At 62.2% G+C, this 23579-nt stretch carries 20 protein-coding genes; 7 read left to right on the forward strand and 13 right to left on the reverse strand.

The annotated features are described in order from the left end of the window. Positions 1-55 precede the first annotated feature (55 nt). The 7 genes from AC09SL_RS20910 to AC09SL_RS20940 all read right to left on the reverse strand — a co-directional run bounded on the left by AC09SL_RS20910 (position 56) and on the right by AC09SL_RS20940 (position 8619). Entirely contained in the window at positions 56-235 is a 180-nt protein-coding gene (locus AC09SL_RS20910; protein WP_058543395.1) for a hypothetical protein, read from the reverse strand. After that, entirely contained in the window at positions 232-1362 is a 1131-nt protein-coding gene (locus AC09SL_RS20915; protein WP_058543396.1) for a PepSY-associated TM helix domain-containing protein, read from the reverse strand. The genes AC09SL_RS20910 and AC09SL_RS20915 overlap by 4 nt, the downstream gene beginning before the upstream one ends. 208 nt (positions 1363-1570) lie before the next feature. After that, positions 1571-4009 carry a TonB-dependent siderophore receptor gene (locus tag AC09SL_RS20920; RefSeq protein ID WP_058543397.1) on the reverse strand — a complete coding sequence of 813 codons (2439 nt, stop codon included), beginning with the start codon at positions 4007-4009 and terminating at the stop codon, positions 1571-1573. A 233-nt stretch (positions 4010-4242) separates the two neighbouring features. Then, complete coding sequence (locus AC09SL_RS20925) at positions 4243-5217, reverse strand: FecR domain-containing protein (RefSeq protein ID WP_058543398.1); 975 nt, start codon at positions 5215-5217, stop codon at positions 4243-4245. After that, the gene (locus AC09SL_RS20930) at positions 5214-5738 is read right to left on the reverse strand and encodes an RNA polymerase sigma factor (RefSeq protein ID WP_058543399.1); all 525 of its coding nucleotides are present in this window, start codon (positions 5736-5738) and stop codon (positions 5214-5216) included. Before AC09SL_RS20930 ends, AC09SL_RS20925 begins: the two co-directional genes overlap by 4 nt. A gap of 242 nt (positions 5739-5980) precedes the next feature. Next, positions 5981-6688, reverse strand: a complete 708-nt coding sequence (locus AC09SL_RS20935) for a 3'-5' exonuclease (RefSeq protein WP_058543400.1) — start codon at positions 6686-6688, stop codon at positions 5981-5983. Next, entirely contained in the window at positions 6685-8619 is a 1935-nt protein-coding gene (locus AC09SL_RS20940) for a putative nucleotidyltransferase substrate binding domain-containing protein (protein ID WP_302850196.1), read from the reverse strand. The genes AC09SL_RS20935 and AC09SL_RS20940 overlap by 4 nt, the downstream gene beginning before the upstream one ends. 257 nt (positions 8620-8876) lie before the next feature. Here AC09SL_RS20940 and AC09SL_RS20945 point away from each other — a divergent pair, with 257 nt between their 5' ends. Then, positions 8877-9323: a response regulator gene (locus AC09SL_RS20945; protein ID WP_058543402.1), complete on the forward strand. Its 447-nt coding sequence runs from the start codon at positions 8877-8879 to the stop codon at positions 9321-9323. A 242-nt stretch (positions 9324-9565) separates the two neighbouring features. Here the strand turns inward: AC09SL_RS20945 and AC09SL_RS20950 are convergent, their stop codons facing one another. Beyond that, complete coding sequence (locus AC09SL_RS20950; protein WP_058543403.1) at positions 9566-11743, reverse strand: malate synthase G; 2178 nt, start codon at positions 11741-11743, stop codon at positions 9566-9568. Between the two features lie 574 nt (positions 11744-12317). Here AC09SL_RS20950 and AC09SL_RS20955 point away from each other — a divergent pair. Continuing rightward, the gene (locus AC09SL_RS20955) at positions 12318-12836 is read left to right on the forward strand and encodes a glycine cleavage system transcriptional repressor (RefSeq protein ID WP_058543404.1); all 519 of its coding nucleotides are present in this window, start codon (positions 12318-12320) and stop codon (positions 12834-12836) included. A 217-nt stretch (positions 12837-13053) separates the two neighbouring features. On the opposite strand, the gene rarD is transcribed toward AC09SL_RS20955, so the two are convergent. From rarD to AC09SL_RS20980, 5 genes are all read right to left on the reverse strand, one after another. Next, the gene (rarD, locus tag AC09SL_RS20960) at positions 13054-13941 is read right to left on the reverse strand and encodes an EamA family transporter RarD (RefSeq protein WP_058543405.1); all 888 of its coding nucleotides are present in this window, start codon (positions 13939-13941) and stop codon (positions 13054-13056) included. A 139-nt stretch (positions 13942-14080) separates the two neighbouring features. Further along, positions 14081-15055: a serine/threonine protein kinase gene (locus AC09SL_RS20965; RefSeq protein ID WP_013694391.1), complete on the reverse strand. Its 975-nt coding sequence runs from the start codon at positions 15053-15055 to the stop codon at positions 14081-14083. Between the two features lie 191 nt (positions 15056-15246). After that, complete coding sequence (locus AC09SL_RS20970) at positions 15247-17142, reverse strand: PhoX family protein (protein WP_058543406.1); 1896 nt, start codon at positions 17140-17142, stop codon at positions 15247-15249. 67 nt (positions 17143-17209) lie between these two features. Continuing rightward, entirely contained in the window at positions 17210-17974 is a 765-nt protein-coding gene (locus AC09SL_RS20975; RefSeq protein ID WP_058543407.1) for a TOBE domain-containing protein, read from the reverse strand. A gap of 58 nt (positions 17975-18032) precedes the next feature. Then, positions 18033-18773, reverse strand: coding sequence for a ComF family protein (locus AC09SL_RS20980; RefSeq protein WP_058543408.1), 741 nt, complete (start codon positions 18771-18773; stop codon positions 18033-18035). Between the two features lie 90 nt (positions 18774-18863). On the opposite strand from AC09SL_RS20980, the gene bioB reads away from it, so the two are divergent. The 5 genes from bioB to bioD all read left to right on the forward strand — a co-directional run bounded on the left by bioB (position 18864) and on the right by bioD (position 23466). After that, the gene (bioB, locus tag AC09SL_RS20985; RefSeq protein WP_058543409.1) at positions 18864-19919 is read left to right on the forward strand and encodes a biotin synthase BioB; all 1056 of its coding nucleotides are present in this window, start codon (positions 18864-18866) and stop codon (positions 19917-19919) included. Positions 19920-20081: 162 nt separating this feature from the next. After that, complete coding sequence (gene bioF, locus AC09SL_RS20990; protein WP_064106873.1) at positions 20082-21260, forward strand: 8-amino-7-oxononanoate synthase; 1179 nt, start codon at positions 20082-20084, stop codon at positions 21258-21260. Continuing rightward, a complete protein-coding gene (locus AC09SL_RS20995; protein ID WP_058543503.1) occupies positions 21253-21984 on the forward strand; it encodes an alpha/beta fold hydrolase in 732 nt (243 codons plus the stop codon). Before bioF ends, AC09SL_RS20995 begins: the two co-directional genes overlap by 8 nt. Next, a complete protein-coding gene (gene bioC / locus AC09SL_RS21000) occupies positions 21977-22789 on the forward strand; it encodes a malonyl-ACP O-methyltransferase BioC (protein ID WP_058543502.1) in 813 nt (270 codons plus the stop codon). The genes AC09SL_RS20995 and bioC overlap by 8 nt, the downstream gene beginning before the upstream one ends. Further along, positions 22786-23466, forward strand: a complete 681-nt coding sequence (gene bioD, locus AC09SL_RS21005) for a dethiobiotin synthase (RefSeq protein ID WP_058543501.1) — start codon at positions 22786-22788, stop codon at positions 23464-23466. The genes bioC and bioD overlap by 4 nt, the downstream gene beginning before the upstream one ends. Positions 23467-23579: the final 113 nt, after the last annotated feature.

Consider the following 23579-nt stretch of genomic DNA (forward strand, 5'->3'; position numbering starts at 1 on the left):
CCTAGACAGTTCCAAGGCAACTGGCGAGTTCCAGTGTGGGAGCGTCCGTCTGGAGTTATCCGCGCTTGATCAATCCCCACGTTCCCAGGACCGTCGGCACCCCCAAACCCACCCAGCTCACCGCATCCCAGGCTCCGTCACCGAGCAACGCGCTGAACAACCCCGCCGCACTAAGCGCACCGATCATCAGGGGAATACCAAACACCTTCCAGAAACTCGACTGCCGAGGCCTCACGAGGCGACCTCCGTACCAACGGTTGCCCGCCTGGCCGCTTTACGCCGCACCAACCACAAGTAAACGCCGCTGCCCAGGACGATGATGGTCAGTACATCGAGGGTCGCCCAGAAGATCTGCATCGGCCGGCCACCGTAGTCGCCGAAGTGCAGCGGCAGGGACAGGCTCATCATGTCCATGTACCACGGCCGTTCGGCGACGGCGGTGACGTCCAGGGTGGTGGCATCGATCAGCACGGGCGTGAGCAGGTGCGAGGTCAGGTGGGTGTCACCCTTCATGAAGACGCTGTAGTGGTGCTCGCTGGAGAACAACGTGCCGGGGAAGGCAATGAAACTCGGTTCCATGCCCGGAGCGACGTCCTTGGCGATGTCCAGTAGCCGGGTGGCCGGCGCCAGTTGGGTCAGTGGCGGGGCGTTGCGGTAGGGTTCGACCATGGCGCTGAGGCTGTCGTTGCGCCACGCGGCGATGATCAGGTCGGCGCACGCGGCGATCACGCCGGTGACGCCCACGGTCAGTGCCCAGACCAGCGTGACCACGCCGATCAGGTTGTGCAGGTCGAGCCAGCGCAGGCGCGTGGATTTGTCCTGGCGCACCGTGGCGAACTTCAAGCGACGCATGAACGGCAGGTACAGGACCACCCCGGAGACGATGGCGATCACGAACAGCAGGCCCATGAACGCCAGCAACAACTTGCCCGGCAGCCCGGCGAACATGTCCACGTGCAGGCGCAGCATGACCATCATGAAACCGCCATTGGCCGAGGGCATTTCCAGGGCCTCGCCGGTACGCCCATCGAGCATGAAGGTGTGGGACGAGTTGGGTTCGGTGCCCGGCGTCGGCGCCATGATGGTGATGACGCCGTTGGGCTCGTCATCGTCCCAGCCAAAATACTGGACCACTTCACCCGGGCGGTGAGCCTTGGCTTTTTCCACCAGTTGTTGCAGGTCCAGCGGCGGCGTGTCGGCCGGCATTTCCCGAAGCTGCGGGGCGTCGTCCAACAGGTGTTCGATTTCATGGTGGAAGATCAACGGCAGCCCGGTGATTGCCAGCATCAGCAGGAACACCGTACAGATCAGGCTGGTCCAGGTGTGGACGAAAGACCAGCGGCGGATGGTTTTGCTTTTCATGATCGATCCGAATGCAAGAGGGCCACGATGCCTGATATCAGCCGAGAAACCTGTGGGAGCGGGCTTGCTCGCGAAAGCGGTGTGCCAGACAACATCATTGTTGATTGTTACGCCGTCTTCGCGAGCAAGCCCGCTCCCACAGGGATTTCATCTGACTGATGGATCTCAGTTAGAGGTGCCCTCAAAAGGTTTTGCAAATGCTAACCGTTTACCATTTGTAATTCACGCTGGCGACGACATTGCGTTGGTCACCGTAGTAGCAGTAGAAACCGTCGCAAGTGGACAGGTAGTCCTTGTTGAAGAGGTTCTTCGCATCCACCGCCACCGTGACCCCTTTGAGGGTCTGGTTCAGACGACCCAGGTCGTAATGGGCCGAGGCGTCATACACGGTGTAGGACCCGACATGGCCCCAGTCGGTGTTGGTGGTGTTGCCGTAGGTGTCGCCGACGTAACGCACACCGGCGCCGACGCCGAAGCCGTCCAGTGGGCCGTTATGCCAGGTGTAATCCGCCCAGGCAGTGGCCTGGTTGCGCGGCACCTGGGCCATGCGCTTGCCTTTTTCCGCCGCCGTGCCCTTGGTGATTTCGCTGTCGTTGTAGGTATAGGAGCCGATGAGCTTGAGGTTGTCGGTCACGTCGCCCGAAGCTTCCAGTTCCAGGCCACGCACCTGGACTTCACCCACCTGGCGGGTGACGTTGTTTTCGGTGACAGAGTTATTTTTCTGGGTCAGGTCGAACACCGCGGCGGTCAGCAGGGTCTTGGTGCCGGGTGGCTGGTACTTGATGCCTGCTTCGTACTGTTCGCCTTCGGTAGGCTTGAACGCTTCGGTGCTGTTGACGGTTGAACCTGCCGCCGCCTGGAACGATTGGGCGAAGGAAATGTAGGGCGTCACGCCGTTATCGAAGACGTAGCTCAACGCCGCGTTGCCGCTGAATTTCTTGTCACGCTGGGTGTTGGTGACGTTGTTCAGGTTGTGGAACACGGTGCCGGTGTGAATCCAGTCTTCACGACCTCCGAGGGTCAGGCGCCAGTTGTCCAGGGCGATCTGGTCCTGGACATACAGGCCGGTCTGATTGGTTTTCTGGTTGTAGTCGTACATGGTGAAGTACTGGACGTTGGAGAAATCCTGTCCGTAGATCGGGTTGTGGATGTTGCTGGTCGGCACGCCAGTCGAACCCCAATCCCAGCGCGAATTGCTGTTGGAGCGCTGGTGATCCAGGCCCAGCAGCAGGGTGTGGCTGAGGGCGCCGGTCTGGAAGTCGGCCTGGAAGTTGTTGTCCACGGCGAACTGGCTGATGTCTTCGTCAATGACGCTGGCGCTGCGCTTGACGGTGCCATCGGCGCTCACTGCTTGCTCAGGCCCCGCTGGCCAGAATTGCCCGCCAGCGGAAATGCCTTGGGTTTCCAGGTCGCTCTTGGTGTAGCGCAGGTTCTGGCGGAACTGCCAGGTGTCGTTCAGCCGATGTTCAAACGCATAGCCGAGTGCGTAGTAGGTACGGTCGTAGAATTCCCAGTCCGGGTCGCCGAGGTTCTTGTGATGGGAAATCTTGCCCGCTGGCGAGGACAGCTTGGTGCCCTGCAGCGGCAAGAATTGCCCGGTGATGCCGGTGTCGTCGCGGGTGTACTGGGACAGGAAGGTCAGGCGGGTGTCGTCGTTGATGTTCCAGGTCAGGCTCGGCGCGAGGTTGTAGCGCTTGTCCGGGATGTGATCGACCTGGGCATTGCTGTCGCGCACGGTACCGCTGACTCGATAGAGGAACTGGCCTTCGTCATCGACTTTGCCGGTGCTGTCGAAGTTGATCTGCTTGTGTTCGTTGCTGCCGGCCTGCAACTCGACCTCATTGCTGCTTTCGGCCTGTGGACGACGGCTGACCATGTCCAGCATGCCACCGGGTGGTGTCTGGCCGTAGACCGAGGAGGCCGGGCCACGCAGCACGGCGATGCGCTCAAGGTTCCAGGGCTCGATTTTTGGCGTGATGTAGTTGCCCTTGGGCAGCGGCAGGCCATCGAGGAACTGGGTCGGTATGAAACCGCGAACCAGCAGCCAGTCGTTGCGCGAATCCGAACCGTAGCCGCTGCTCTGCACGCCAGCGGTGTAGCGCAGGGCGTCATTGAGGTTGAGGACCGAACGGTCTTCCATCTGTTGGCGCGTGACCACGGAGACTGAACGCGGCAGTTCGACAATCGGCGTATCCGTCTTGGTTCCGGCGGCGGTGCGGGTGGCGACGTAGCCCTCGGTCGGGCCCCACGCGGTTTCGCTGAGGCCGGACCCGATCACACTGGTTTCCGGCAAGGCCATGACGCCTTCAGGCACCGCCACCAGGCTGTAGGTGCCGGCGCTGCTTTGTTCCAGTTGCAGGCCGGTACCGCGCAAGGCTTCGCGCAATGCGCCCGTGGCGTCGAACTGGCCCTGGACCGGGGCTGAGGTCTTGCCCGAGGCCAGCGACGGATTCAGGCTCAGGGCGAGGCCGGCCTGGCTGGCGATCTGGTTCAAGGTGCTGGCCAGTGGTGCGGCGGGCAGGTTGTAGGTGCGCACGCTGGAGGCCTGTTCGGCGGCCAGCAACGGGCCGCTGGCTAAGGGAGTGGCGAGGGCAATGGCGATGGCCAACAGGCTGGGGCGCAACAGGGTGTCTAGCGGGCGGGACATACGGCGGCTCCTGAATGAAAATATTTCTCAATTGCCTGGGTGCCGGATGAAAATCGAAAAGTGATAGGGCTGGATGAAAATAATTTAGATTCAGATAAAGCGGAAAACCCTTCTGTAGGAGCTGCCGAGCGAAGCGAGGCTGCGATCTTTCTCCAGACATTGAGTCTCAAGCGAAAGATCAGAATCAAAAGATCGCAGCCTTCGGCAGCCCCTACAACGGCGTGCCGTTCACATCAGGGTTTCGGCGCCATGCTCGGCCCCACCACTACCCACCATCGCGTGTGATGCTCGACCTGCACCGGCAAGGTCGGCAGCAGGGCGGTCAAGGCCAGGTCAGTGTCGTGCAGCGGGAAACTGCCGGTGATGCGCAGGTCTGCCACTTGCGGCGCGACCCCCAAGTAGCCTCGCCGGTAACGTCCCAGTTCGTGGACCAGGTCTTCAAGGCGCGCGTTGTCCACCACCAGCATGCCGCGGGTCCAGGCATCGGCGCCGGGCTTCAAGGCAAGGGTCGGGCCGAGGCCGTCGCGGCGCATCAGCACTTGTTGGCCTTCGCGCAGGATCTGTTCCTTGTCCGTGGCCTGTGGATGGGCGGCCACAGCGGATTTCAACACGCTCAGGCGCGTGCCTTTGTCTTCACGCTTGACCAGGAACCGTGTGCCCAAGGCGCGCAGGCTGCCTTCGCGGGTCTCGACGATAAATGGGCGAGGGTCGTTGTGACCGGTTTCCACCAGGATCTCGCCTTCCTGCAGGACGATGCGTCGCTGCTTGTCATCGAAACGCACATCCAGGGCACTGTGGGTGTTGAGGTTGATCAGCATGCCATCGGCCAGGCGCAGGGTGCGCTGTTCGCCTGTCGCGGTGCGCTGATCGGCCAGCCAGTAATCCAGCGGCAGGTAACGATCGCCGGCAAACAAGGCCAGGCCGATGACCGCGACAACACTGGCCAGGCCGCTGCCGATCTTGCGTATCCGGCGGCGAATGCTCACCCGCGATTGCAGCAACGCGGCGCGCGCCGGCCCGGTGGCCACACTGAAGCGCTGGTCAAGCATGCCCAACTGCCGCCAGGCCCGGGCGTGTTCTTCGTCGGCGGCATGCCAGCGGGCGAAGGCTTCACGTTCCTGGGCGCTGCTCGAGTCCAGGGACAACTGCCAGGCAATGGCGGCATCCAGCACGCTGGCCGAGACCGGTTTGGCATGGGCCTGGCTCATGTCGGTTCACCATAAAGTGCGATGTAGCACTGGCGGATGCCTTGGGCCAGATACTGCCGTACACGTGGCACCGAAACCCCCAGGCGCTCGGCAATTTCGGCGTGGCCGAGGCCGTCGAGGCGGTTATAGAGGAAGGCTGCGCGGGCCTTGCTCGACAGTTTGCCGAGCAGACGGTCAATGGCCTTGAGGTCTTCGAGGATGATTTGCTGTTCTTCCACCGAGGGCTGCTCGGCCTCGGGGATCAGCATCAGTTCGGTGAGGTAGGCCTGCTCCAGGGCCGCTCGACGGAAATAATCGAACAACAGGCCCTTGGCGATGGCCACCAGAAACGCCCGCGGCTCGCGGGGCGCCTTCAGCTCCTCACGACCCAGCAAGCGCACGAAGGTGTCCTGGCTCAGGTCCTCGGCCCGGTGCGCACACGCCACGTTGCGTCGCAGCCATGCCAATAGCCAAGCGCGATGGTCACGGTACAACGCACCAACCAAATCACTGTGAGACCGGGCACTAGGAACTGACGACACGAAGCATCACCGATGTTTTAAGTAACGAGAATTGTTCGCGATTGTGGCAGAGGGTGGGGAGGGAAAGCAATTGGCGCTGGTCGGGACCCGATTTTGTGGGGCCAAATAAGTCTGTGGGCCAAAGAGGTCTGTGGGAGCAAGGCTTGCCCGCGATGCAGGCGACTCGATTTGCCTGTCAAACCCGGCGATGCCATCGCGGGCAAGCCTTGCTCCCACAGGTGACCACCCTTGGAGCAGGGGATTTAGAGCGAAGGCGCCTGTTGCCGCCGTTTCCACTGGCTCAGGCGTTGTTGCAGCTCAAGTGGGCTGTGGAGCTGTTGCTGGCGGGCGCGGCTGAACAGGATCAGCGCCAGTTCCGCCGTGGCCAGGGCATCGGCACTGGCGTTGTGGCGATCGAAGACTTGCAGCTTGAACCAGTCAATCCACTCATCCAGGCCTGACTTGCGCAGATGGGCTTGTGGGCAAAGCATCGGTGCCAGGTCAGCCACGTCGAGGAACGAATGCTGCAGGCGATAGCCCAGGTAGTCTTTCAAGGCCCGCCCAAGCATGTGGGAATCGAACGGCGCGTGAAAAGCCAGCAGCGGACTGTCGCCCACGAACTCCATGAACGCCAGCAGCGCCTCGGCCGGGTCGCTGCCGGCGGCAATGGCGCTGGGCGCCAGGCCATGGATCAACACACTCGGCCCGAGTTTCTGCTTATCGCATTGCAAGGTTCGTTCGAACTGTTGGCTGAAGTCGATGGCGCCGTCTTCGATGACCACCGCGCCGATGGACAGCACCTGGTCTTTGTTCAGGTTCAACCCGGTGGTCTCCAGGTCCAGCACGACCCAGCGTTGTTCGCGCAGGTCGCATTCACCCAAGGCTGAAGCCGTCGGCAGGCATTCCAGGCGCCTTTGCATGTCTTCGGACAACATGGGCTGGGCTGGGCGCAACCAGGAAAAAATGCTCACAACTGGTACCTCAGCGTCAGGCTGCTTTGCAGGCGTTGGGCCTGGCGCAGGGACTCGCGCAGGATGCGCCGGTCCAGATGGTTGAGGCTGTCGGGGTCGACGCGGTTGGAGTAGGGCAGGTTCTCGCGGGTTTGCAGTTGGTGCTGCTGCATGCGGGTCTGCTGGATGAAGTGATAGGCCTCTTCATAGGCCGCGCCATCGAGCGGTTCGATCACTTGCTTGTCGACCAATTGCCGCAAGCGCTCCAGGGTATTGTTGGCTTCGATGCCGTTGGCCAGCGCCAGCAGGCGGGCGCCGTCGACGAAGGGCGTCAGGCCTTGCACTTTCAGGTCGAGGGTGGCCTTTTCGCCATTCTTGCGGCTCAGTACGAAATCCCTGAAGCGCCCCACGGGCGGGCGGTGGCGCAGGGCGTTTTCGGCCATCAGGCGCTGGAACAAACGATTGTCGGCCACTTGATCGAGGATCTGCCGGCGCAACTGTTCGCAGCCTTGCTCATCGCCCCAGACCACCCGCAGGTCGAAATAGATGCTCGAGCCCAGCAGGTTTTCCGGAGTCGCTTCGCGAATGAATGCCGAAAAGCGCCGGGCCCATTCAGCGCGGGACAGGCACAACTCGGGGTTGCCGGCCATGATGTTGCCCTTGCACAACGTGAAGCCGCACAGGGCCAGGCTCTGGTTGATCTGCTGGGCGATGGGCAGCAGCAAGCCACGAATCTGTGCGGCATGGGCGGCGTCCCGGGCTTCGAACAAAATGCCGTTGTCCTGATCGGTGTGCAGGGTTTGCTCGCGCCGGCCTTCACTGCCGAAACACAGCCAACTGAACGGCACCCCCGGGTCGCCTTTCTCGGCCAGGGTCAGTTCGATGACGCGGCACACGGTGTGATCGTTGAGCAGGGTGATGATATGGGTGATCTGGGTCGACGACGCACCGTGGGCCAGCATGCGCTCCACCAGTTGGCCGATCTCGCCACGCAGGGCCACGAGGTTTTCCACCCTGGGCGCGTTGCGAATGGTCCGGGCCAGGTGCACCAGGTCGACGCGCTGCAGGGAAAACAGATCGCGCTCCGACACCACGCCACACAGGCGATGGTCCTTGACCAGGCAGACATGGGCGATGTGCCGTTCGGTCATGGCGATGGCCGCATCGAAGGCGCTGTGGTCCGGCGAGAGAAAAAACGGTGCCTGGGTCATGTGTCCGACAATGGCCTGGGAAAAATCCCCGGCCCCATCCGCCACCACGTGCCGCAGGTCGCGCAAGGTGAAGATCCCCACCGGGGCTTTCTGTTCATTCACCACCACGATGCTGCCCACTTGCTGGTCGTGCATCAGCTTCACGGCTTCGCGCAGCGGCGTGTCCGGGCTGCAACTGACCGGATGGCGCATCGCCAGTTCACCCAGCCGCGTGTTGAGGGAGTACTGGGTACCCAGGGTTTGTGCGGACTTTTGCTGGACCTGTTGGTTGACTTGGTCGAGCAGGCTGCTGACCCCACGCAGGGCGAAGTCGCGAAACGGGCCGGACAGGGCAAACAGCTTGATGAAGGCCTGCTTGTTCAGTTGCAGGCAGAACGTGTCCTCGCCGGCCCGGTGTTCGGTGCGCGTGGCCCGTTCGCCCAGCAGCGCGGCGAGGGGGAAGCATTCGCCGGTGGTGATTTCGAAGGTGGTTTCGGTGCCACCCTTGGCCGAATGCGGACGTTCGCCTATCACCCGGCCTTGCTTGACGATGTAGAAGTGTTCCACCGGGCCGTCGGCCGGTTTGATGATGGTTTCGCCCGGCGCGTAAAAACGCAGCAGGCATTGCTCCACCAGATAGGCCAGGTGGGCATTTTCCATCTGGTTGAACGGGGGGAAGCGCTGGAGAAACTGCAGCGTCCCCTGGATGTTCTGCAACACCGCGGTTTTCCCTGCCTGGGTGAAGGCGTCCGCTTTTTTCATAACCATTGCGCAGTCTTTTTTTGAATTGTTGTGGTCGGATCTGTTCCATGGTCGGCCCCTCAGCGCGGGGTGCCCATTGGACGTAAGTCTAGGTCGCTGAGCAGGGGTCGGCTTACGGAAAAATCCTACGCCAGGCGCCGGAAAAATCCTCGTTGAATGTACTTGGAAAAAAATCCGACGAAGTGCACATTGAAGCGACGCAGAACGATGTCTGACCACTGTGCCAGGGGATCGATTTAAAGAACGTAGAGAGCACCATGTCCGACCACGATATTTTGAGTGACGCCGAGCGCGAGGCGCTGAGTGCCGTCATGCTGGAACCTGACCTGCCGCCGCAGCGCGTCTTGATCGTCGATGACGACAAGGACGCTCGTGAGCTGCTGTCGGAGATCCTGGCGTTGGATGGCATTCACTGCATGACCGCCGCCAGTGGCGAAACGGCACTCAAGATGCTGGAGACCAGGCCATCGATCGGCCTGTTGATCACCGACCTGCGCATGGGCAATGTCGATGGCCTGGAACTGGTTCGCCTGGTGCGCGAGTCCGAGCGGGCGGAGTTGCCGATCATCATCGTGTCGGGCGATGCTGACGTGAAGGACGCCATCGAAGCCATGCACCTGCGCGTGGTGGACTTTTTGCTCAAGCCGATCGATACCGACAAGCTGCTGGGGTTGGTCAAGCGTGAGTTGGGGATGGATCTCTAGCCCATCGTCTTCCTCCAGGAACGAAACCATGGCGAGATCGCTTTTGTGGCGAGGGAGCTTGCTCCCGCTGGGCTGCGAAGCAGACCCTTTTCCAGACCTGGGAATCTCATTGACCTGTATTGCAGTCGCTGCGCAACCGAGCGGGAGCAAGCTCCCTCGCCACAAAGGCAGTCAGGTGTTGCAAATGAAAAAGCCCTGATCTTTCGATCAGGGCTTTTTTTTGTGCCGCGTCTACCGCTCAATCACAACCCATTGGCTGCCTTGAACTCGCGACGACGACGGTGCAGTACCGGCTCGGTGTAGCCGTTAGGCTGCTTTGTGCCTTCGATCACCAGCTCGACCGCTGCCTGGAAGGCGATGTTGCGGTCGAAGTCCGGTGCCAGCGGACGGTATAGCGGGTCGCTGGCGTTCTGGCGGTCCACCACCGGCGCCATGCGCTTGAGGCTTTCCATTACCTGGTCTTGGGTGACGATGCCGTGGCGCAGCCAGTTGGCGATGTGCTGGCTGGAGATACGCAGCGTCGCACGGTCTTCCATCAGGCCGATGTCGTTGATGTCCGGCACCTTGGAGCAGCCCACGCCCTGGTCGATCCAGCGCACCACGTAGCCAAGGATGCCCTGGGCATTGTTGTCCAGTTCGTTCTTGATCTGCTCCGGTGTCCAGTTCGGGTTGACGGCCAGCGGGATGGTCAGGATGTCGTCCACCGATGCACGCGTGCGCTTGGCCAGTTCGGCCTGGCGGGCGAACACGTCGACCTTGTGGTAATGCAGCGCGTGCAGGGCAGCGGCGGTCGGCGATGGCACCCATGCAGTGTTGGCACCGGCCATTGGATGGGCGATTTTCTGTTCGAGCATCGCGGCCATCAGGTCCGGCATGGCCCACATGCCCTTGCCGATTTGCGCACGGCCTTGCAAGCCAGTGCTCAAGCCGATATCGACGTTCCAGTTCTCGTACGCACCGATCCACTTCTCAGCCTTCATGTCAGCTTTACGCACCATCGGGCCGGCTTCCATGGAGGTGTGGATTTCATCGCCCGTGCGGTCGAGGAAGCCGGTGTTGATGAACACCACGCGCTCGCTGGCAGCCTTGATGCAGGCCTTGAGGTTGACCGTGGTACGGCGCTCCTCGTCCATGATCCCGACCTTGAGGGTGTTGCGCGGCAGGTTCAGCACGTCCTCGACGCGACCGAACAGCTCGTTGGTGAACGCGGCTTCTTCCGGGCCGTGCATCTTCGGCTTGACGATATACACCGAACCGGTGCGGCTGTTGCGGCGGCTGGTGTTGCCATTGAGGCTGTGGATCGCTGCCAGGCTGGTGATCAGGCCGTCGAGAATGCCTTCGGGCACTTCGTTGCCATGCTTGTCCAGGATCGCATCGATGGTCATCAAGTGGCCGACGTTACGCACGAACAACAGCGAGCGGCCGTGCAGGGTCACGCTCGAACCGTCGACGGCGGTGTAGACACGGTCGGGGTTCATGGTGCGGGTAAACGTCTGGCCGCCTTTGGCGACTTCTTCAGCCAGGTCGCCTTTCATCAGGCCGAGCCAGTTGCGGTAGATCACCACTTTGTCATCGGCATCGACGGCGGCGACCGAGTCTTCGCAGTCCATGATGGTGGTCAGCGCGGCTTCCATCAGGATGTCTTTGACGCCGGCCGCGTCGGTCTGGCCGACCGGGGTGCTGGCATCGATCTGGATTTCGAAATGCAGGCCGTTGTGTTTCAACAGCACGGTGGTCGGTGCCGAGGCATCGCCCTGGAAGCCGACCAACTGGGCATCGTCACGCAGGCCGCTGTTGCTGCCGCCCTTGAGGGTGACCACCAGTTTGCCGTCGACGATCTTGTAAGCGGTGGAGTCGACATGGGAGCCGGCCGCCAGGGGCGCGGCTTCGTCGAGAAAGGCGCGCGCGAAGGCGATGACCTTGTCGCCGCGCACCTTGTTGTAGCCTTTGCCCTTTTCCGCGCCATCGGCTTCGCTGATGGCATCGGTGCCGTACAGCGCGTCATACAGCGAACCCCAGCGGGCGTTCGATGCGTTGAGGGCGAAGCGGGCGTTCATCACCGGCACCACCAGCTGCGGGCCGGCCATGCGGGCGATTTCGTCATCGACGTTTTGGGTCGTAGCCTGGAAATCCGCCGCTTCTGGCAGCAGGTATCCAATGTCTTGCAGGAAGGCTTTGTAAGCCACGGCGTCGTGGGCCTGGCCGGCACGGGCCTGGTGCCAGGCGTCGATCCGCGCCTGGAGATCATCGCGTTTGGCGAGTAGGGCTTTGTTCTTCGGCGCCAGGTCGTGAATGACCTTGTCGGCACCGGCCCAGAACGCGTCGGCGGTGAGGCCGGTTCCGGGAATGGCTTCGTTATTCACGAAGTCGAACAGGACTTTGGCGACCTGCAGGCCACCGACTTGAACGTGTTCAGTCATTGCTTGCCTCACTCTGCTCAGCTATTTCGCTTTTCAGCTCTTCGATTTTGACAATGAAGCCTCGGGACATTTAAACCACAAACCCCGGAACCAGTACATGCCATCGCTGGCGGCTGGGTGGTAAGCCTTGCTGACGGGGCTTTTCAGGGATGCGACTGCGCCTTAAGCAGACATCGGTACAACGCTATGTAGTGCTCGCTGCGGCATACTACATGATCAATTGCGGTTGTGAAAATTAGACTAATTGCGTCGTTCCGCGACCGACTAAAGTGTTACGGTCACGTCGGGACACGGGATGTTCTCAAAAAACTGATAGATTGTTCCAGATAAATCTGTAGTTCGTACACATATCGCTGCAGAGACTCCCTTGTAGGAGCTGCCGAAGGCTGCGATCTTTTGACCTTTCGCTTTAGACTCAATTGACAGGGGCAAGATCGCAGCCTCGTTGTACTCGACAGCTCCTACACAGTTCCTACACAGTCCAGCGGGAGCAAGCTCCCTCATCACGAAAGCGCGACCGTGTTGAGCTTCAGCCTTGCCTATACTGTCCCTTCCCCAACAAGAGGACTGCGCCATGGACCACCTCGTCATCACTGTTTTCGCCCCGGACAAACCCGGGCAGGTCGAGCGCATTGCCGATTGCATCGCCGAACACGGCGGTAACTGGCTGGAAAGCCGCATGTCGCACCTGGCCGGGCAGTTTGCCGGGATCCTGCGCCTCAGCGCCCCGGCCGAGGCCCATGAGGAACTGATCGAAGCCTTGCAGGGGCTATCGACTCACGGCATCCGCGTGTTGATCGCTGAAAGCGCCGTTGAAGAGTCCTGCACCTGGAAACCCATCGCCATGGAACTGGTGGGCAATGATCGTCCCGGCATCGTGCGGGACATCACGCGGTTGTTGAGTGAGCAGGGGGTGAACGTCGAGCGCTTGGTGACCGATGTGCGACCGGCGCCGATGAGCAGCGAGCTGCTGTTCCACGCCGAAGCGATCCTGGGGGTGCCGTTGACCCTGTCGCTGGAGACGTTGCAGGAACGCCTGGAGACCCTGGCCGATGAGTTGATGGTGGAGCTCAAGCTCAGCGACGAAGCGTGACGAAGGTTATCCAAGGAAAAACTGCGCCTGCCTGTGGATAACCTGTAGAGACCCGGCGCCAGCCCAGGCCCGCCGGGGCTCAGCGGTCAATGATCAAAAAAACACCAGTTTTCAAGGGCTTGTGCACAAACGGCGGGGATCACGCTGTGGATAACCTTGGGAAGGATAAGCGCAGGCCACGCCAGACGTGGCCTGTAGAGATTTGTGCGTTTTTTGATCAGCTGCGTCGGCGCATGCTGATCACGGCATCGACGCTGTACACCGCCAGCCCGGCCCAGATGAACAGGAACGCCACCAGTGTGCTGGACGACAGGTGCTCACCGAACAGCATCACGGCGAGCAGCAGCACCAGCGTCGGCGCGATGTACTGGAGAAAACCGATGGTGGTGTAGGGCAAATGCCGTGTTGCGGCGTTGAAACACACTAACGGCACCAACGTCACGGGGCCGGCCGCCACCAGCCACCAGGCTTCGGAGGTGGTCCAGAATGCCGCCTGGGCACTGGTGGCCGTGGGATTGAACAGCAACCAGGCGATGGCGATCGGCACCAGCATCCAGGTTTCCACCACCAGCCCCGGCAATGCCTTGACCGGCGCCTGCTTGCGGATCAACCCATAGAAACCGAAGGTCAGCGCCAGCACCAGCGACACCCAAGGCAGGCTGCCCACTTGCCAGACCTGCTGGGCCACGCCGACCGCCGCCAACCCCACCGCCAGCCATTGCATGCGGCGCAGGCGCTCACCCAACAGCAACATGCCCAGCAATACGTTCACCAGCGGGTTGATGTAGTAACCCAGGCTGGCTTCGAGCATGCGGCCGTTGTTCACTGCCCAGACGTATGTCAGCCAGTTGGCCGCGATCAGCGTCCCGCTCAGGGCCAGGATTGCCAGGCGCTGTGGATTGTCCCGCAACTCGCGCCACCAGCCCGGGTGTTTCCAGACCATCAGCAACGCCGCGCCGAACAAGGCCGACCACAGCACCCGGTGGATGATGATCTCCACCGATGGCACGCTGGCGATGGCTTTGAAGTAGATCGGGAACAGACCCCAGATGATATAGGCACTCAGGCCCAGGATGTACCCGCGACGCGGGTTGGCGGCTTGCATGCAGAATCCTTGCTTAGGCAGCTAACAAAGGGATGATTGTAAGGAGATTTGTCTGGTTGTGCTGTGAACCTTTGTGAGCGTTTCACAGCAAATCCCTTTGTGGGAGCGGGCCTGCGGTGGCTATTGGAGCCAGTTCCAGTCAGAACAACTTCAACGGCTCTTCATTGAGCGCCGCCAGTTGTTCGCGCAACGCCAATACCTGGTCGCCCCAGTAGCGTTCGCTGCCGAACCACGGGAAGCTGCGTGGGAACGCCGGGTCGTCCCAGCGTCGCGCCAGCCAGGCGCTGTAGTGCATCAGGCGCAGGGCCCGCAGCGGCTCGATCAGCGCCAGTTCACGCGGGTCGAAGTCGTGGAACTCACGGTAGCCGTCCATCAATTCCGACAATTGCCCTAGGCATTCCTGGCGATCGCCGGCGAGCATCATCCACAAGTCCTGCACCGCTGGGCCCATGCGACAGTCGTCCAGGTCGACGATGTGGAACACCTCGTCGCGGCACATCATGTTGCCCGGGTGGCAATCGCCGTGCATGCGGATGTTCTGGTGGGGCGTGGCAGCGTAGACCTCTTCGACGCGCTTGAGCAGGTCCCGGGCGACCGACTCGTAGGCCGGCAGCAGGCTGCGGGGTACAAAGCCGCTTGCCAGCACGGTGGCCAGCGAATCGTGGCCGAAGTTCTTTACGCCCAGGGCTTCACGGTGTTCGAACGGACGGGTCGCCCCGACCGCGTGCAGGCGTCCGAGCAGTTGTCCCAGGCGATAGAGCTGATCGAGGTTGCCCGGCTCCGGTGCACGGCCGCCACGACGGGGAAACAGGGTGAAACGAAACCCGGCATGTTCGTGCAGGCTGGTGCCGTTGTGGATCAGCGGTGCGACCACGGGCACTTCGTATTCGGCCAGTTCGAAGGTAAAGCTGTGCTCTTCCAGGATCGCTTCGTTGGTCCAGCGCTGAGGGCGATAGAACTTGGCGATCAGCGGCTCGGCGTCTTCGATGCCCACCTGGTAGACGCGATTCTCGTAGCTGTTGAGGGCCAACACGCGGGCGTCGCTGAGAAAGCCAATGCTTTCAACGGCATCGAGCACCAGGTCGGGCGTGAGGGTTTCAAACGGATGGGACATGCTGACTCCTGCGCAGCGGCAGGGCTGCCGCGTCCGGCCCAGCATGGTAGCGCAAAGCAGTCGGGATTGATCGGTGAGACTTGCATCGATCTTCGTGGCGAGGGAGCTTGCTCCCGCTTGGGTGCGAAGCGCCCATAAAAAATGGGGTCGCTGCGCAACCCAGCGGGAGCAAGCTCCCTCGCCACAAAGTGTCAGGCCCCGATCACCCCGCCATCTTCCCGGGTAATCACCATCACCGAAGACCGCGGCTTGCCGTTGGGCAGGTGCTCTGGGAAGGTCGAGCCGCCGCTGGGATGCTGAATCCCGACGAACATAGCCTTGTAGTCCGGCGAGAAGCTGATTCCGGTCACTTCGCAGCCCACCGGCCCGACCATGAAACGGCGGATTTCACCGCTGTTGGGGTCGGCGCAGAGCATCTGGTTGTTGCCCATGCCTGCGAAGTCCCCGGCGTTGCTGGAGTCGCCGTCGGTGAGAATCCAGAGCCGGCCGGCTTTGTCGAAGCCCAGGCCATCAGGGCTGTTGAACATGTTCTGCGGGTTGATGTTGGACGAACCGGCTTTCGGCGTGCCGGCGTGTACCGTCGGGTTGCCGGCGACCACGAACAGGTCCCAGGCGAAGGTCTTGGAGGCGTGATCGTCGCGGTCGGTTTTCCAGCGCAGGATCTGCCCGTAGACGTTCTTGGCCCGAGGGTTCGGCCCGTCCACCGGTTGGCCGGCGTCGCCGCGCTTGGAGTTGTTGGTCAGGGTGCAATAGACCTGGCCATCCTTGGGGCTGACCACGATCCACTCCGGGCGGTCCATGCGGGTGGCGCCAACGGCACTGGCGGCCAGGCGCGCATGGATGAGCACTTCGGCCTGGTCGGCGAAACCACTGCTGGCGTCGAGGCCGTTCTTGCCATGGGTCAGCTCGATCCACTGGCCTTTGCCTTTGGGATGGTCAGGATTGCCGTCGCCGGCATCGAACCGCGCTACGTACAAAGTGCCATGGTCCAGCAGGTTGCGATTGGCCTTGGCATTGCGGTGATTGATACGGTCGCGGCTGACGAACTTGTAAATGAACTCGCCACGTTCGTCATCGCCCATGTACACCACGGCGCGACCGTCATTAGTCTGCGCCAGGGCGGCGTTTTCGTGTTTGAAGCGGCCCAGGGCGGTGCGTTTTACCGGAGTGGATTGCGGATCGAACGGGTCTATTTCCACCACCCAGCCGTGGCGATTGAGTTCGTTGGGGTTTTTCGCCAGGTCAAAGCGCGGGTCGTGCAAGTGCCAGTTGATTTCACTGCTGGTGACAGTGGCGCCATAGCGTTTCTGTGCAGCGTCGAACTGCAGGTCTGACTTGCTGCTGCCGAAGCAGTCAGTGAAGTTTTCTTCGCAGGTCAGGTAAGTACCCCAAGGCGTCATGCCGTTGGCGCAGTTCTGGAAAGTCCCCAGCACTTTCTTGCCACTCTTGTCAGCACTGGTTTTCAGCAGGTCGTGCCCGGCGGCTGGGCCACGCAGGCGAATCGGCGTGTTGCCGTGGATTCTGCGGTTGTAGCGCGACTCCTGGACAAACTGCCACTGGCCGCGACGACGCTGAATCTCGATCACTGACACCCCTTCGCTGGCCTGGGCCTTGCGCACGTCCTCGGCCGACTGCGGCTGGCCGCCATGAGGGAACAGGTATTGGTAGTTGGTGTACTCGTTGTTGATCGCCATCAGCGCCCGGTTCTTGTCGTCGGGGAACGGGAACAGGCTCATGCCGTCGTTGTTGTCGCCGAACTGCATTTCCTGTGCGCGGGCGGTGCCGTTGCCGCTGGGGTCGAAGGCCGGTGCATTTTTGTGCAGCGGCTGGCCCCAACTGATCAGCACCGAGGCTTTATAGTCTGGCGGCAACGTGATGGTGTCGGCCGTGGCGGCGGCGATGCTGTTGAAGCCCAGCAGCCGGCTGTTGCCTTCGCTCACGGCGGCGGCCAGCACGCTGCGGCTCAGCAGGTTGCCGCCCAGGAACATCGCCGCGCCGCACAGGGCGCCGGCGCTGATGAAACTGCGACGGCTCAGGCCGACGATCTTTTCCAGGTCGGTGGATTGGTTTTCTTCTAATAGGCTCATCATCAGGCTCCCTGCTGGTTTTGGCAGTCACCTTAAAGCGGGTCGATGAAACTATTGTTGCAGCGCGCTACAGCGGTGTGCCGAGCAGCACATTTGTCGCTGAAAATGTCACTTGCACCGGTGAGCCGCCTTCCAGATGCTGCTTTTGTAGCTCAAGCGCGTCGGCCAGGGCGCACAGCGTCTGGCCGTTGGGCAGGCCGATGCGCACCTCACTGGGGCCGTCTTCGGCGGCGGCGATATGCTCGATCACGCCGCGCAGCGTATTCACTCCCGTTTTCTCCGCTTGTTCGACGGGGTGCAATTGCAGCCAGCCGGCCTTGATCAGCGCCACCACGTTGGTGCCAACATCCAGCTCCAGGCGCAGCGTACTGTCGTGGGTGATCTGGGCTTCGATGACCAGGCCCCGGGCCAGCTCCAGGCGTACCCGGTCGTTGTGCCCCTGGGCCTCGATACCCAGGACCTTGCCGTGCAATTGATTGCGGGCGCTGGTGCGCAGCATCAGGCGACTGAGCAGGCCCAGGTCGCCGGCATCCTCGCTCGCTTCCAGCAGTTGCGCCTGCAGTGCTTGCAGGCGCAGATACAGGCGCAGTACGCGTTGGCCTTCCTCCGACAGCTTGGCGCCGCCACCGCCCTTGCCGCCGACACTGCGCTCCACCAACGGCTGGTCCGCCAGGTTGTTCAATTCATCGATGGCGTCCCACGCCGCTTTGTAGCTCAGGCCCGCGCTCTTGGCGGCGCGGGTGATCGAGCCTTGTTCGGCGATGTGCTGCAACAGGGCGATGCGTTGCGGGCGTCGAACGATGTGCTGGGTCAAAAGCGTGGGCAAGGACATGACGGAAAACTGCGTGTAAAGGTCGATGAATGGACGTTGGCGCCTCGGGCGTGGCGCGTCAAGCCAAGTCACCGGGTTTCGGCGTGCGGGCCAGGCAGTACACATCGACCCGCGCAGCGCCGGCATCGAGCAGCAGGGCGGCCAGTGCCTGGGCGGTGGCCCCCGTGGTGAGCACGTCGTCGACCAACGCCAGGTGACGGTTGCGCAACGCAGCCTGGGGTGCCAGGGCAAAGGCCTGACGCAGGTTTCGCCGTCGGGCCCTGGCATCGAGTGCCTGTTGGGCGGGGGTGTCCTGGGTGCGTCGCAGCAGGTGTTCTTCGCAAGGGATCGCCAGCGGCCCACTGAGCCAGCGGGCCAGCAGCGCCGCCTGGTTGAAACCGCGCTGGCGCAAACGTCGGGTTGCCAGTGGCACCGGTACCAGTGCGTCGGGCCGTTCCAGCCCTTCGTCGAAATGATGTTGCAGCGACTGCGCCAGCAGTTCGCCCAGCAGCCGGCCCAGGGGCCATTTCGCTTGATGCTTGAAGCGGGTGATCAGGCTGTCCACCGGGAAGTCGTAGGCCCAGGGCGCCAGGACCCGCTCGAAGGCCGGCGGCTGTGAGGCGCATTGTCCGCAACGCAGTCCGGCCATGGGCAGCGGCAGGGCGCAGACGCTGCATTGATCGCCGAGCCAGGGCAGCTCGCTTTCACAGGGCGTGCAGATGGGCTGCGGCGTATCGGTGCTTTCGCCACACAGCAAACAGAATTGTTTGTTTTTTAACCAGATGTAAACCGGTCCTTTGTATCGTGGTTGACAGCGCATGACTCTTCCTTAAATATGCCGAACATCCGTGTCGCCCCTGTGGGTATTCCATCCTCCAGGGGCCAGCCAAGCATAATCAAGGAATTGCCCATGAGCGCCAGCACCACTGCCAACCTGCGTCATGACTGGTCTTTGGCCGAAGTCAAAGCACTCTTCGTCCAGCCATTCAATGACTTGCTGTTCCAGGCGCAGACCGTGCACCGCGCGCACTTCGACGCCAACCGCGTCCAGGTTTCCACGCTGCTGTCGATCAAGACCGGCGCATGCCCGGAAGATTGCAAATATTGTCCGCAGTCCGGTCACTACAACACCGGCCTGGATAAAGAGAAATTGCTCGAAGTGCAGAAGGTCCTCGAAGAGGCCGCGCGCGCCAAGGCCATCGGTTCGACCCGTTTCTGCATGGGCGCGGCCTGGAAGCACCCGTCGGCCAAGGACATGCCTTATGTGCTGGAAATGGTCAAAGGCGTGAAGGCCATGGGCCTGGAAACCTGCATGACCCTGGGCCGCCTCGACCAGGAACAGACCGAAGCGCTGGCCCAGGCCGGCCTGGATTACTACAACCACAACCTCGACACCTCGCCGGAGTTCTACGGCAGCATCATCACCACGCGCACCTACAGCGAGCGCCTGCAAACCCTGGCCTATGTGCGTGATTCGGGGATGAAGATCTGCTCCGGCGGCATCCTCGGCATGGGCGAATCCCTGGACGACCGCGCCAACCTGCTGATCCAACTGGCGAACCTGCCGGAACACCCGGAATCGGTGCCGATCAACATGCTGGTCAAAGTCGTCGGCACGCCGCTGGAGAATGCCGAGGACGTCGATCCATTCGACTTCATCCGCATGCTCGCCGTGGCGCGAATCATGATGCCCCAGTCCCATGTGCGCCTGTCCGCTGGCCGTGAAGCGATGAACGAGCAGATGCAGTCCTTGGCGTTCCTGGCCGGTGCGAACTCGATTTTCTATGGCGACAAGCTGTTGACCACCGCCAACCCGCAAGCTGACAAGGACATGCAGTTGTTCGCACGCCTGGGCATCCAGCCCGAAGCCCGCGAAGAACATGCCGACGAAGTGCACCAGGCAGCGATTGAACAGGCGCTGGTGGAGCAAAAGAGCAGCGAGCAGTTCTATAACGCCGCTGTTTGACCACTCACCGATTCCCGGATTGGAATGCAAGACCCTGTGGGAGCGAGCTTGCTCGCGATGGCGGTATAACAGCCGACAGAAATGTTGAATGTAATGGCCTCATCGCGAGCAAGCTCGCTCCCGCAAGGGGCTTTGGCCAATCTTTAAACAGTTGAGGCCTGCATGCCCTTCGATCTCGCCGCACGCCTGGCTGCCCGTCGTGCCGACAACCTCTATCGCCAGCGCCCGCTGCTCGAAAGCCCGCAGGGCCCGGAAGTGGTGGTGGACGGCCAGCCGTTGCTGGCGTTCTGCAACAACGATTACCTGGGCTTGGCCAATCACCCGCAAGTGATCGAAGCTTGGCGCGCCGGGGCGCTGCGTTGGGGTGTCGGTGGTGGCGCCTCTCATTTGGTGATCGGCCACAGCAGCCCTCATCACGCCCTGGAAGAAGCCTTGGCCGACCTGACCGGCCGCCCGCGGGCGTTGCTGTTCACCACCGGTTACATGGCCAACCTCGGCGCGGTCACCGCGCTGGTGGGGCAGGGCGACACGGTGCTGGAAGACCGCCTCAATCATGCGTCGCTGCTCGACGCCGGGCTGTTGTCCGGTGCGCGTTTCAACCGTTACCTGCACAACGATGCCCAGAGCCTGGCCAGCCGCCTGGAGAAAGCCACCGGCAATACCCTGGTGGTCACCGACGGCGTCTTCAGCATGGACGGCGACATTGCCGACCTGCCCGCCCTGGCCCGTGAAGCCAAGGCCAAGGGCGCCTGGCTGATGGTCGACGATGCCCACGGCTTCGGTCCATTGGGGGCTCATGGCGGCGGTATCGTCGAGCATTTTGGCTTGAGCCAGGATGACGTGCCGGTGTTGGTGGGCACCCTGGGCAAGGCCTTTGGTACCGCCGGGGCTTTTGTCGCCGGCAGTGAAGAGTTGATCGAGAGCCTGATCCAGTTCGCTCGCCCCTACATCTACACCACCAGCCAACCGCCGGCCCTGGCCTGTGCCACGCTCAAGAGCCTTGAACTGCTGCGCAGCGAGCATTGGCGGCGTGAGCATTTGCAGCTGCTGATCCGCCAGTTCCGCCAGGGCGCCGAGCAGATCGGCCTGCACTTGATGGACAGCTTCACGCCGATCCAGCCGATCCTGATTGGCGATGCGGGGCGGGCCATGCGCCTGTCGCAGATGCTGCGTGAGCGCGGGTTGATGGTCACGGCGATCCGCCCGCCCACCGTGCCGGCCGGCAGCGCCCGTTTGCGCGTGACCCTGACCGCCGCCCACAGCGAGGCCCAGGTGCAGCTATTGTTGAATGCACTGGCCGAGTGTTTTGCCCTGTTGGGACCGGAGCCAAGCGATGCGTGATCGACTGATATTGTTGCCGGGCTGGGGCTTGGGCGTTTCACCGCTGGAGCCGCTGGCGGCGGCGTTGCAAGGGCTCGACGAACACCTGCGAGTGGAAATCGAACCGTTGCCGGCGTTGGTCTCGAACGATCCGGGTGAATGGCTCGAAGAATTGGACGCCACCGTGCCCCAGGACGCTTGGTTGGGCGGTTGGTCCCTGGGCGGCATGTTGGCCTCGGCGTTGGCGGCGCGTCGGGGTGAGCGCTGCTGCGGCCTGTTGACCCTGGCGAGCAATCCGTCGTTTGTCGCCCATGAACAGTGGCCGAGCGCGATGGACGGCCAGACCTTCGATGGCTTTCTCGCCAGCTGTGCGGCCGACCCTCGCCAGACCCTCAAGCGCTTCAGTTTGCTGTGCGCCCAGGGCGGCAGCGATCCACGCGGGTTGTCGCGGTTGTTATTGGCCGGGGCGCCGAGTACGTCGCCCGAGGTCTTGATGGCCGGGCTCGAACTGCTGGCGCAATTGGACACGCGCGCCGCATTGCAAAGCTTTCGTGGCCCGCAACTGCATCTGTTTGCCGGGCTCGATGCCCTGGTGCCGGCTGAGGCCGCGACTCAATTGCTGGTTTTGCTGCCGGATGTTGAAATCGGTCTGATCGAACAGGCCAGCCACGGATTCCTTCTGGAGGACCCGCACGGTGTAGCGGGGGCGATCCAGGCTTTTTTGCATGAGTCCGGCGATGACTGATCTGTCTCTTCCCAAATTGCCCGGTGCCTTGCCCGACAAGCGCCAGGTGGCGGCTTCGTTTTCCCGGGCGGCAACCAGCTATGACAGCGTGGCCGAACTGCAGCGTGACGTGGGCCAACAGTTGCTCGGGCGCTTGCCGACTTCGTTCATCCCGCCGCGTTGGCTGGACCTGGGGTGCGGCACCGGCTATTTCACCCGGGCCCTGGGCGTGCGTTTTGGCGTGACCTCCGGCCTGGCATTGGACATTGCCGAAGGCATGCTCAACCATGCTCGTCCCCAAGGTGGCGCCGCGCATTTTGTTGCTGGCGACGCGGAGCGGTTGCCTTTGCAAGCGGCGAGCTGCGACCTGGTATTTTCCAGCCTGGCAGTGCAGTGGTGTGCGGATTTTGCCTCGGTGCTGAGCGAGGCCCATCGTGTGTTGAAACCGGGTGGGGTGTTTGCCTTCACCAGCCTCTGCGTGGGCACTCTGTACGAATTGCGTGATAGTTGGCGTCAGGTGGATGGCTTGGTGCACGTCAACCGTTTCCGGGCGTTCGAGACATATCAACACCTTTGCGCGGACAGCGGGCTGAATGTCGTCAGTCTTGAAAACCGTCCCCATGTGTTGCATTACCCCGACGTGCGCAGCCTGACTCACGAATTGAAAGCCTTGGGCGCCCACAATCTGAACCCCGGCCGTCCCGGCGGCTTGACCGGCAGGGCGCGAATCCTGGCGCTGGTCGAAGCCTATGAGCAGTTTCGTCAGGTGCAGGGGCTGCCGGCGACTTACCAGGTGGTCTACGCCGTTTTGGAGAAACCGCTATGAGCCAGGCCTATTTCATTACCGGCACTGACACCGACGTGGGCAAGACCACCGTCGCGGCGGGTCTGCTGCATGCTGCGCGGCAGGCTGGCATGAGCACGGCTGCCGGAAAACCCGTGGCCTCGGGTTGCGACGTAACGCCCAAGGGGCTGCGCAACGCCGATGCCTTGGCCTTGCTGGCCGAATGCTCGATACCGCTGACTTATGCACAGGTCAATCCGGTGGCGTTCGAACCGGCAATAGCGCCGCATCTGGCCGCCCGGGAGGCCGGCGTGGCGCTGACGGTGCAATCCTTGCTGGGACCGATGCGTGAGTTGCTGGCCCTGAAGGCCGATTTCACCTTGATAGAGGGCGCGGGCGGTTGGCGCGTGCCGTTGGCCGATCAGGACAATCTCTCGGACCTGGCAATTGCCCTGGGCCTGCCGGTGATCCTGGTGGTGGGCGTGCGCCTGGGGTGCATCAGCCATGCGCTGCTGACCGCCGAGGCCATCGCCCGGGACGGCCTGCAACTGGCCGGCTGGGTGGCGAATATCATCGATCCCAAGACCTCGCGCCTGGAAGAAAATCTCGCCACCCTGGCCGAACGCCTCCCTGCGCCGTGCCTGGGGCGCGTGCCTAGGGTCAAAGGCATCACTGCCGATATCGTGGCTGAGCATCTGCACCTGGATCTACTGGATTAATCATCCAAGGGAAGGTTTTTACTATGGCAAGGCACTGTGCCATTAGTGTTTTTGTCGGGTCTTTTCCTCGGGGTTCTGATTCAATGGCCACAGTCGACCCTTCAAGAAGACGA

The organism is Pseudomonas sp. PF05, assembly GCF_056521845.1.